The organism is Mesorhizobium sp. M0410, from assembly GCF_040321435.1.
In the GTDB taxonomy this organism is placed as follows: Bacteria; Pseudomonadota; Alphaproteobacteria; order Rhizobiales; family Rhizobiaceae; genus Mesorhizobium.
On the sequence record NZ_JAMYRN010000021.1, the window covers coordinates 53,795 to 64,051 of the forward strand.

A 10,257-nucleotide genomic window follows, 5' to 3' on the forward strand; every position below is an offset into this window, starting at 1 on the left:
GGAACCGGAATGGGTTTTCCGGAAGGTTCCTTGCGTCGATTCAAAAATGGAGTGTCCTTCGAGCGCCCAACTCGTGTTTGAAGGGACGCAACGGCGCTCCAGCCGGTCCACCGCGACGTTCTCCTCCGCTCGGTGCCTGCCCAAGGATGCTAACCAAGGCCGGAGCTTTGCGCAAGAACGGGAGAAGGCAAGACCTACCGATCGATCATCACCATGGTGCGCTCGCCGTAGCGCGGACCGGCGACCTTGCCCGGCGCCAATGCGTCGTCGAGCACCTGCATCTCGGCTGTGTCGAGCTTGATCGAAGCCGCGGCGACGTTCTCCTCGAGGTACTTTCGGCGCTTGGTGCCGGGGATCGGCACGATGTCGATGCCGAAGCCGCTCCCCTTGTGGAGCAGCCAGGCCAGAGCAATCTGGCCTGGCTTGACGCGCTTGGCCGCGGCGATGTCGAGTACCATGGCTGCCGCCTGCATGTTGGCGTCATAGTTGGCGCCCTGGTAGCGCGGGTCGCCGCGCCGGTAATCGCCCTCTGGATAGTCTTCGGCGCGCCTGACGTCGCCGGTGAGAAAGCCGCGGCCGAGCGGCGAGAACGGCACCAGGCCGATGCCGAGCTCCTTCAGCAGCGGAATGATTTCCGGTTCCAGATTGCGCTCCCATAGCGAGTATTCGCTCTGCACTGCCGACACCGGATGAACGGCATGCGCCCGGCGGATGTTGGCGGCACCGGCTTCCGACAGGCCGAAGAAGCGAACCTTGCCCTGAGCGATCAGCTCGCCGACAGCACCCGCCACATCCTCGAGCGGCACCGCCGGATCGACGCGGTGCTGATAGAGGAGGTCGACATGGTCGGTGGCAAGCCTTCTCAGCGAACCTTCCAAAGCCTCGCGGATATGTTCGGGCCGGCTGTCGCGCTCGGTGCCGACTTGCTTGCCGTTTTCGATGCGGAAACCGAACTTCGTCGCGATCGTCACTTCATCGCGCCGGCCCTTCAGCGCGCGGCCGAGCAGCTCCTCGTTAGCGTACGGCCCGTAGACTTCCGCGGTGTCGAGGAAGGTGCAGCCGAGTTCGATGGCGCGGTGCAGCGTGGCGGTCGATTCCGCCTCGTCGGCCGGGCCGTAGGACTGGCTCATGCCCATGCAGCCGAGACCGATTGCCGAGACTTGCAGGCCCTGGCTGCCGAGTTTGCGCATCGTCAATGTCATGTGAAGCTCTCCGGATCAGCATCGCGTTCCAAGCCGCCAGGGCAATATAGCGCACCGGCTCGGTTTCCACAGATCGGGAGGCGCCACCGCGCGCGGCTCGCAGCGACCGCCAAATTGACAGCCGACACGCTCTCGGCCATCCTTAAGGCACGCCGCCTTGCGGCTTGTGCGTGAGTGACCAGCATGGCCAGTTCCGTCGCCAGTCAGAAATCCAAGCGCGCCGCGGTGCGGAACGCGCTCGACCGCCACAAGGTGTACATCACTGCGCAGCGTTTTTCGGCCGGCAGCTACAGCGCGCGCGTGCTGGTCGATGGCGAGGCCTATTGGGTCGACGAATTCCGGCTCTGCCAGCTGCAGCAGGGCCTGTCGCCGGCCGAACTCGAATTGACACCGGCCACCGACGATTGAGCGGCGTGACCTCCCATCCTTCGTCATCCCAGGGCGGAGCAGGAGCGAAGCTGCGTCGCGGAGACCCTGGGATCGATGCCGTGACATTGGAGCGCCGCTGCGATGGGATTTTGATGCTGCGCTCGTTGCTTTTGCCCGCCACCTACGTCTAGTCCATGCCAGCTCCTTCGAAGCTCAAGGCCTATCGCGCGAAGCGCGAGTTCACGAGGACGCCGGAACCCGCCGGCGGGCTGGTTGCCGGGGAAGGCAACCGCTTCGTCGTTCACAAGCACCACGCCACCGCCGACCACTACGACCTTCGCCTCCAGGTCGGCGACGTGCTGAAGAGCTGGGCGGTGCCGCGCGGCCCCTCGCTCAATCCGGCCGATAAAAGGCTGGCGGTCGAGACCGAGGACCATCCGCTCGAATATATCGACTTCGAAGGTGTCATTCCCGAAGGCGAATATGGCGGCGGGCCGATGATCGTCTGGGATACCGGCGTCTGGGCGCCGATGGACGACGTCGAGAAGAGCCTGCGCACCGGCTCCTTCAAGTTCCGCCTCGCCGGCGAGAAGCTGAATGGCGGCTGGATGCTGACGCGGCTGAAACCGAAGCCCGGCGAGGATGAGGGCAAGAAGAACTGGCTGCTGCTCAAGGAGCGTGATCTGGCCGCCGACGCCAAGCTCGACATATTGGAAGCCCGGCCGGAAAGCGTCAAATCCGGACGCCGCATCGAGGAACTGGTGGCAACGCCGAAGCCGGCCGCCAAGCCTGCCAAGCCGGTGGTGCTGAAGCCAGGTGCATTGCCGGGCGCCGTCAAGGCGCCGCCGCCCACCCGCATCGAGCCGCAACTGGCGACGCAGGTTTCGAAACCGCCGGGCGGCGAAGGTCCCGCGGAAAAAACGCGCGAAGCCTGGCTGCACGAGATCAAGTTCGACGGCTACCGCACCATGGCGCATGTTTCCGACGGGAAGGTCAGGCTGATCACCCGCGCCGGCCTCGACTGGACGAAGCGCTATGGCGACCTGCCGCTTGCCTTCGCCAGGCTGCCCTGCCGCGAGGCGATCATCGACGGCGAGGTCGTCGCGCTCGACGCCAAGGGCATCAGCCGCTTTGCCCTTTTGCAGGATGCGCTGGCCGAAGGCGCCGGCAACAAGCTCCACTTCTATGCCTTCGACCTCCTCTATCTCGACGGCTGGGACCTGAGGCAAGTGCCGCTCCGCCGGCGCAAGACGCTGCTTTCGCAGCTGCTGTCCGGTCTTGGCGCCAACTCCGCCATCCAGTACAGCGATCACGCCGAGGGCGACGGCCAGGCGCTTTATGACCAGGCATCGGAAATGGGGCTGGAGGGCGTCGTCTCGAAACGTGCTACGGCGGTCTACCAGAGCGGCCGCACCAAGACCTGGACCAAGACCAAGGCGCTTCAGACCGGCGATTTCGTTATCGCCGGCTACACTGTCTCCGACGCGGCCGAGGGGCTGGCCGCACTCGGTCTCGGCGAATTCGAGGATGGCGAGCTGCACTATCGCGGCAAGGTCGGCACCGGCTTCGACGCCGCCACCGCCGGCGAGTTGCTGGCGCGGCTGGAGCCGTTGCGCGCCGGGGCGTCCGCGCCGGAAGGTGTTCCGCGCGAAATCATGCGCGAGATGAAGTGGGTGCGGCCGCTGCTTTCGGCGCATATCCACTACGCCAACCGGACCACCGACAATGCGCTGCGCCATGCCGTGTTCCGCGGCCTGCGCGACGTCGGCCTGTCGACGCCGGTTTCGGCCAAGCGCAAGCGGCTGATCGCCGAGGCCGACCTCGCAACCATCTGGGTGACCAACCCGACGCGGCGGCTGTTCGGCAAGACCGGCCCGACCAAGCTCGACATTGCCGTCTATTACGCGCTGGTCGGCGATTTCATGCTGCCGCACATTCTCGGCCGGCCGGTGTCGCTGGTGCGCTGCCCGACCGGCAGACCGCAGGACTGTTTCTTCCAGCGCCATGCCTTCACCGGCATGCCGTCATCCGTGGCGACCTTCGAGGCGACCAACTCCGAGGGCGAGACCAAATCCTATCTCTCGGTGGAAGACGCCAAGGGCTATCTGGCGCTGGCGCAGTTCGGCGTCGTCGAGTTCCACACCTGGGGCACCCATCGCACGCGGCTCGACAAGCCTGACTTGATCGTTTTCGATCTCGACCCGGGCGAGGGGATCGCCTGGCGCGACGTGGTGGAGGCGGCGGTGCATATTCGCAGCGAGCTCGAAGCGCTAGGGCTGGTGCCGTTCGCCAAGACCTCCGGGGGCCACGGCATCCACATCACCGTGCCGGTGACACAAAAGCAGAACTGGAAGAAACTGCATCAGGCGACCAGCGCCATCTCCACGCATCTTGCCGCCACCGCGCCCGACACTTTCACCACCACCATGGGCAAGGATAACCGCAAGCGGCGCATCTTCATCGACTATCACCGCAATGCGCGCGGCCACACCTCGGCGGCTCCCTATTCGCTGCGCGCCCGCACCAATTTGCCGGCCTCGACACCGGTGAGCTGGAGCGACCTGGAATCCGTCGACGCCCCGCAGGACCTGAATTATTCGTCACTGCCGGGCCTGCTGGCGACGTCAGGCGACCCTTGGGCCGACATGGAAGATTTCGCCCGGGATTTGCCGTTGATAGCCACCGCGAGGTAGTTCTGCGGGCCCCAGACTCCATCGACGCTCCGGAAAATTTGAATTATTCTTCGCCATGGACCTCTTGCGTGCAGGCGGCTCTCAGCGGAGGAAGATTTCGCTAGGGATTTGCCGGTATTGTAAGGGCCCGGTATTGTAAGGGCAATGTAGGATTTCGGCAGTCCCGTTCGTCCTCCGGACGAATGAACGCTGCGAACTGTTCGACAGCACAAGGCCGCGTAGGAGTATTTCATGGCGCCCAGGGCAAGTTGGAAAGGTTACCTCAAGCTCAGTCTGGTCAGCTGTCCGGTCCGGCTCCATCCGGCGACCAGCGCCAGCGAACGCATCAGCTTCAACCAGCTGCACAAGAAGACGCACAACCGCATCAACATGAAGCCGGTCGACCCCGAGCTCGGGCTGGTCGAGCGTTCGGACCTGGTCAAGGGCTACGAATACGAGGACAAGCAGTACATCATCATCGAGGACTCCGATCTCGATGCGGTGCGCATCGAATCCAACCATACGATGAACATCGAGGCTTTTGTCGACGAGCATTCGGTCGACGTCATCTATCAGGACGCGCCCTATTACCTGGCGCCGGATGGCGCAATGGCCGAGGAGACCTTTGCCGTGCTGCGCGAAGCGATGCGCAAATCGGGCAAGCTGGCGATCGCCCGCCTTGTGCTGTCCAGTCGCGAGCGCGTCGTGACGATCGGCGCGCGCGAGAACGGCATGTTCGTCTGCACCTTGAGGAATCCGAACGAAGTGCGTGGCACGGCTGAATATTTCGGCAATATCCCGGCCGGAAACCCCGATCCCGAAATGCTGCAATTGGCCGAAGCGCTGATCAAGCAGAAGGAAACCACCTTCGATCCAAAGAATTACGAGGACCGCTACGAGATCGCGCTGATGGCGATGATCCGCGAGAAGCTCAAGGGCCACAAGCCTATCATCGCGGCGGCGCCTGAGCGCGGCAATGTCATCAACCTCATGGATGCGCTGAAGGCGAGCCTGTCGCAATCGGCCAAGCCGCCGGCCAAGTCCAAGAGCAAGGCCGATGAAACGGCCAAGCCCGCGGCGAAATCCGCCAAGGCCGGCGCCGCCGCGGCCAAGGAAAACCCGCTCAAGGCGAACCTTCTCAAAGCCGTCGGCAAGAGCAAGGCGTGACGGCTCTCGCCGGCACGGTCTTCGGCATCGTCGGCGCGCTGGCGGCCTTCCCGCTCAGGCTGGCGGCGCGTGAGGTCGAGCGCCGGCACGGCCAGTTGCGGCGCGGCGTCACTCGGCGCACCACACATGTCGTGTTGGGCCGCATGTTGCTCGCCAGGGCCGGCGATACCGAGATTGAACGCCGCGTCGTCACCGAGCGCGCGGCCGGGCGCAAGCTGGTCAGCGAGAACGGCTTCCTGCGCCTGCTCGGGCTGATGAAAGCGCCGGAGGCTTCGGCGCTGTCGCGGCAGTCCCTGATCGACCAGTCGCGGCTGACCGGCGCGGATCTCGACCTTTTGTCGCTGTTCGATGCCTTCGAGCATGATTGCGAACCGTATTCCTTTCGCGACCTGATCCTCGCCCGCAAATATGCCGGGCTGGTTGCCGGCGGCGCCTCATGGGGGGCGATCGCGCGCTCTGTGCATCGCTCGGGCCCGGTCGCCTCGCTCACCGCCAAGTCGCTCGCCGTCGGCTCGCAGCATGGGCGGGCCAACGCGATCTATCTCGAGGGAGGCCAGAGCGAACTTGACGGCCAGCTGCTGTTCGATCTGGGAACGCAGGATGACGACACGCTGGAAGAGCTGTTCGCCGATGCCGAGGCGGCGGAAGAGGCTGAAGACCACGAGCAGGCGGCGGCACTCTACCAGCGCTGCCTGGCCATCGACCCGAGCGATGCCATCGCCGCCTTCAACCGCGCCAACTGCCTGCGCGCGGCCGGCCACGCGGCCGAGGCGGCGCACGACTATGCCCGCGCGATAAAGCTCGATCCCGGCTTCGTCGAGGCCTGGTTCAATCTTGCCGGGCTGATGAGCGAAGAGGGGCGGGTAGCCTCGGCGCGCCGCCATTTGCTGAAGGCTATCGCACTCGATCCCAATTATGCCGACGCGGTGTTCAACCTTGCGAGGCTGGAGTTCGACGCCGGCAATCTCGCCGAGGCGCGGCGTCGCTGGGTGCGCTATCTCGAGCTCGACGCCAATTCCGAATGGGCGCGTATGGCGGCCAAGGGGATACAGTTCGTGGATTTGCAGCTGGCGCGGAAATCGGCGGGATAGGTGGTTCAATGACCGCGCTTGAACACCCCCCTCTGTCCTGCCGGACATCTCCCCCTCAAGGGGGGAGATCGGCAGCTCCGGCGCCCCGCGTGCCTTTCAGCTTTGGTGGTTGGCGAAAACGCCGACGCCATCCAATCTCCCCCCTTGAGGGGGAGATGTCCGGCAGGACAGAGGGGGGTGCGAAGGATCTCGGCCTTCATCTGCGGGCCACCCCATGACCACCTTCCTCTTCGACGGCCCCGACACCGCCGCCATCACCATCCTGCTCGCGCATGGCGCAGGCGCTCCTATGGACTCGCCCTCGCTGACAGCCACGGCAAAAGCGCTCGCCGCGGCCGGTTTCCGCGTCGCGCGCTTTGAATTCCACTACATGGCCGCCCGCCGCTACGGCCATCGCAAGCCGCCGCCGCGCGCCGAGACGGTTAACCCGGAATACGTCAAGGCGATCGCCGACCTCCGGGCGAAGGGCGTGGAGGGTCCGCTCATCATCGGCGGCAAGTCGATGGGCGGACGCGTCGCTTCGATGATCGCCGACGAGATGTTTTCGAAGGGCGAGATCTCGGGCCTGCTTTGCCTCGGCTACCCCTTCCATCCGCCGGACAAACCGACGCAGCTTCGGACAAAGCACCTCGCCGATCTCAAGACGCCGACATTGATCCTCCAGGGCACGCGCGACGAGTTCGGGACCAAAGACGAGGTCGCGACCTATGCTCTGTCCGAGGCGATCGAGATCCTCTGGCTGGAAGATGGCGACCATGATCTGAAGCCGCGCAAAAACATCTCCGGCTTCTCCACCGCCGATCATCTGAAGACGCTCGCTGATGCAGTGAAGGCGTGGACCGAACGCATCGTGCGCTGAAGCAGGCCGATGAAGATCGCCACCTTCAACGTCAACAACATCAACAGCCGGCTGCCGAACCTGCTCGCATGGCTGGCCGCCGCCAAACCCGACATCGCCTGCCTGCAGGAGCTCAAGGCGAGACAGACGCAGTTTCCGCGCACTGCGCTGGCGGCCGCCGGCTACGGCGCGGTTTGGGTCGGGCAGCCGACCTGGAACGGCGTCGCCATCCTTTCGCGTGGCGCAGAACCCGTTCTGACCCGCGAGGCGCTGCCCGGCGACGATAGCGACCAGCAGGCGCGCTACATCGAGGCGGCGGTCAACGGTATCGTCGTCGCCTGCCTCTACGCGCCGAACGGCAACCCGCAGCCCGGCCCGAAATTCCAGTACAAGCTCAACTGGCACGAAAGGCTGGAGGCGCATGCGGCGCAGTTGCTCGACACCGGCCTGCCCGTGGTGCTGGCCGGCGACTACAACATCGTGCCCGAGGCGCGCGACATCTACCCGACCCGCTCCTATGACGACAACGCGCTGGTGCAGCCGGAAAGTCGCGCATCGTTCCAGCGGCTGCTCGACCAGGGCTGGCTTGACGCGCTGCGCAAGAAGTACCCGACGGAGACGCTCTACACATTCTGGGACTATCGCCGCAATCGCTGGCCGCGCGATGCCGGCCTGCGGCTCGACCACATCTTGCTCAGCAAGAAGCTGTCGCGCCGGCTGGTAGCGGCGGGCATCGACCGCGACGTGCGCGGCGAGACCGGCGCCAGCGATCACGCGCCGGTCTGGGTGGAGTTGAAGTGAGGCACGGAGGCTGGCGCCGCCTTTCCGGGCGGCAACCAGTCAGGTTGGCCGCGCCGCTTCGCGGGCGAACGCCTCGGCATGCCGGCAACCCTCGACGATCTCGAAGGCCATCTGATGGTCGGCTTCCGCTCGTCGCGGACCGGCGAGGTCATGCCGCTCGAATTCACCGTCGGCGGCGCGTTGCGCTATGTCAGCCTGCCCAACCGGGTGACGGTCAACGGCTCCGACACGATGGCGGAGCTGGCGCGTCTCGGCTTCGGCCTGGTGCAGGCGCCGCATTACCGCTTCGCCGGGGATTTCGCACGCGACACGCTTGTCGAAGTGCTGCCGGATTACCCGCCGTCGCCGACACCGCTGTCGGCGCTCTACCCACAGAACCGCCAGCTCGCGCCACGGGTACGCCTGTTCATCGACTGGGTGACCGGGATTTTTGGCGAGGATGGGACATCGGGCCGGGTGTGATCGTGCACCGGGGGCCGCCGGCTACTTTGCGAAGGGCCCGTTCCTTCGGGCCCGAGGGACCCCAAGGGGGAATTGAACTGCCCCTCCACTTTCGCCAACCTCCAAACCGCAAGAAGGGCACCATCGTGCGGCTTTAGGACGGGCGCGCCGCCGGCGCCTATGAGCTGACAGGTGGGATTGGATGAGGACAGACGCTGCGATCTCCCCGCGTTCATCATCCTCGGCCGGCAAACTGTAGGAGTTCACCGACATCGTTGCGCTGATCGAAGCGAGGGAAACCGAAAAGCCGATGGTTGCGGAAGGTACAAAAACGGACCGCCTCACCTTCACGATGGAAAATTCGGACAGTTAGCCGACAACTCGGCCCATGCTCGATCCAATTCGAGTTTCGATTGGGTCTTTTCAATGCTTTTCGCGGTAGAGTTGTCGATGAAGTTGCTTTCGACCCGCATGACTCGAAAATTTCCACCTGACGGCCGCTGATAGAGGACAATATAGCCGCAGTAACGATCGATGTTTTCAAACTTCGCCGCTATGTCGACTGCGGCATAGACGCCAGGAAAGGCAGCGTTCTCTGGGTCCTTCAACCACGTGAATTTGAGTAGCCGGCGCTCGCGCACAGCGCCGGCCTGAGAATGAAAATGTTTACTTTGCTCCACGAAGGCGTTCGATGGGATCGAAGCTTTGGCGGTATCAGTTATCATTTCGTATGCCCGCCCATACTCTTGGCTATCGAGCGAAAGGAAATAGCGACCAACCGTTTCCGTTGCATCTCGAACCGCGTCCTCCGAGGGCGTCCACTCTTGCGATTGTGCGGGTAGGATCGCAACCAACACCGAAGTCACGATCGCAAGGAAAGCTACGGCTGCATGTGTCATGGGAATTTCTTCGCAGGAGCTTGCCACGAATGCAATCCGGTCACGGCCGATAGCCGGAATTTCGAACTGACCCACATCCCAATGGCGCGCTATGTTAGCGCCGCTGCAAGCGGATTGTCACATATCTCGAACTCCAGCCACTTGCGGTTGCCCGTGCGCGCCATCGCGGCCCTGATCCTTGATCAGCTCCGCCCTCGTGCTATAAAAAACCATGTCAGGGACCAGCCCCGCGGCCACGGCGCCGCTCATCGTGATCGACCTTCAGACCGGCATGTTCGACGGTGTTGCCGAACCGCCGATCCATGATGCCGACGGCATCGTTGCCCGCACCCGGGCGCTGATCGAATGGGCACGGCGCAGCGGGCGCAAGGTCGCCTTCATCAGGCATGACGGGCCGCAGGGCGATCCACTGGCGCCGGGTGAGCCGGGCTGGCCGGTGTGGCCGGCGCTCGGCCAGGCCGAGGACGAGCCGACGTTCGCCAAGCGTGTCGGCGACGCGTTCAGCAATGCCGCGCTTGCAGAATGGGTGGCCGGGCAGGGCGCCGGCGAGGTCGTTCTGATCGGCGCGCAGACCGATTTCTGCGTGGCGGCCACGGTGAAGGGCACCGTGGTTTCCGACGCCCACAGCACGCTCGACGCGGCCAGCGAGACCGCCGCGGAGATCATCGCCCGGCACAATGCGGCATTTGCCGCCGCCGGGGTCAAGCTGGCGACGACAAAAGCCCTGACCGATAGCTGATCCGCCGGCTCATCCCTACGCCGTCAAAGCCTGATCCA

General features: G+C 64.6%; 9 protein-coding genes and 1 pseudogene. 8 read left to right on the plus strand and 2 right to left on the minus strand.

What is annotated here, in order from left to right; translation table 11 throughout:
• Positions 1 to 194: 194 nt before the first annotated feature.
• Positions 195 to 1,202, minus strand: a complete 1,008-nt coding sequence (locus NKI63_RS24705; RefSeq protein ID WP_352507794.1) for an aldo/keto reductase — start codon at positions 1,200 to 1,202, stop codon at positions 195 to 197.
• 183 nt (positions 1,203 to 1,385) lie between these two features.
• Between NKI63_RS24705 and NKI63_RS24710 the strand changes: the two genes are divergently transcribed.
• The 7 genes and pseudogenes from NKI63_RS24710 to NKI63_RS24740 form a co-directional block, all read left to right on the plus strand.
• Entirely contained in the window at positions 1,386 to 1,610 is a 225-nt protein-coding gene (locus NKI63_RS24710) for a hypothetical protein (protein WP_352507793.1), read from the plus strand.
• A gap of 155 nt (positions 1,611 to 1,765) precedes the next feature.
• On the plus strand, positions 1,766 to 4,264 hold the full coding sequence (gene ligD / locus NKI63_RS24715; protein ID WP_352507792.1) for a DNA ligase D: 2,499 nt from the start codon (positions 1,766 to 1,768) through the stop codon (positions 4,262 to 4,264).
• 231 nt (positions 4,265 to 4,495) lie between these two features.
• Positions 4,496 to 5,410 (plus strand): non-homologous end joining protein Ku, encoded by a 915-nt coding sequence (gene ku, locus NKI63_RS24720; RefSeq protein ID WP_352507791.1) that lies wholly within the window; start codon positions 4,496 to 4,498, stop codon positions 5,408 to 5,410.
• Positions 5,407 to 6,501: a tetratricopeptide repeat protein gene (locus tag NKI63_RS24725; RefSeq protein ID WP_352507790.1), complete on the plus strand. Its 1,095-nt coding sequence runs from the start codon at positions 5,407 to 5,409 to the stop codon at positions 6,499 to 6,501. Before ku ends, NKI63_RS24725 begins: the two co-directional genes overlap by 4 nt.
• Positions 6,502 to 6,715: 214 nt before the next feature.
• A complete protein-coding gene (locus NKI63_RS24730) occupies positions 6,716 to 7,360 on the plus strand; it encodes an alpha/beta hydrolase family protein (RefSeq protein ID WP_352507789.1) in 645 nt (214 codons plus the stop codon).
• 9 nt (positions 7,361 to 7,369) lie between these two features.
• The gene (locus NKI63_RS24735; protein ID WP_352507788.1) at positions 7,370 to 8,140 is read left to right on the plus strand and encodes an exodeoxyribonuclease III; all 771 of its coding nucleotides are present in this window, start codon (positions 7,370 to 7,372) and stop codon (positions 8,138 to 8,140) included.
• A 66-nt stretch (positions 8,141 to 8,206) separates the two neighbouring features.
• Positions 8,207 to 8,602 (plus strand): annotated as a pseudogene (locus NKI63_RS24740) (LysR substrate-binding domain-containing protein); the annotation flags it as partial.
• A gap of 326 nt (positions 8,603 to 8,928) precedes the next feature.
• On the opposite strand, the gene NKI63_RS24745 reads toward NKI63_RS24740, so the two are convergent.
• Positions 8,929 to 9,480, minus strand: coding sequence for a DUF4019 domain-containing protein (locus NKI63_RS24745; protein WP_352507786.1), 552 nt, complete (start codon positions 9,478 to 9,480; stop codon positions 8,929 to 8,931).
• Between the two features lie 211 nt (positions 9,481 to 9,691).
• Here NKI63_RS24745 and NKI63_RS24750 point away from each other — a divergent pair, with 211 nt between their 5' ends.
• Positions 9,692 to 10,219, plus strand: a complete 528-nt coding sequence (locus NKI63_RS24750) for an isochorismatase family protein (protein WP_502896258.1) — start codon at positions 9,692 to 9,694, stop codon at positions 10,217 to 10,219.
• Positions 10,220 to 10,257 lie beyond the last annotated feature (38 nt).

Excerpts from the sequence above, each read along its gene's own strand:
- NKI63_RS24730 (WP_352507789.1), top strand. The coding sequence starts at position 6,716 with ATGACCACCTTCCTCTTCGACGGCCCCGACACCGCCGCCATCACCATC.
- ku (WP_352507791.1), top strand. The coding sequence starts at position 4,496 with ATGGCGCCCAGGGCAAGTTGGAAAGGTTACCTCAAGCTCAGTCTGGTC.
- NKI63_RS24710 (WP_352507793.1), top strand. The coding sequence starts at position 1,386 with ATGGCCAGTTCCGTCGCCAGTCAGAAATCCAAGCGCGCCGCGGTGCGG.
- ligD (WP_352507792.1), top strand. The coding sequence starts at position 1,766 with ATGCCAGCTCCTTCGAAGCTCAAGGCCTATCGCGCGAAGCGCGAGTTC.
- NKI63_RS24705 (WP_352507794.1), bottom strand. The coding sequence starts at position 1,202 with ATGACATTGACGATGCGCAAACTCGGCAGCCAGGGCCTGCAAGTCTCG.
- NKI63_RS24750 (WP_502896258.1), top strand. The coding sequence starts at position 9,692 with ATGTCAGGGACCAGCCCCGCGGCCACGGCGCCGCTCATCGTGATCGAC.
- NKI63_RS24735 (WP_352507788.1), top strand. The coding sequence starts at position 7,370 with ATGAAGATCGCCACCTTCAACGTCAACAACATCAACAGCCGGCTGCCG.
- NKI63_RS24745 (WP_352507786.1), bottom strand. The coding sequence starts at position 9,480 with ATGACACATGCAGCCGTAGCTTTCCTTGCGATCGTGACTTCGGTGTTG.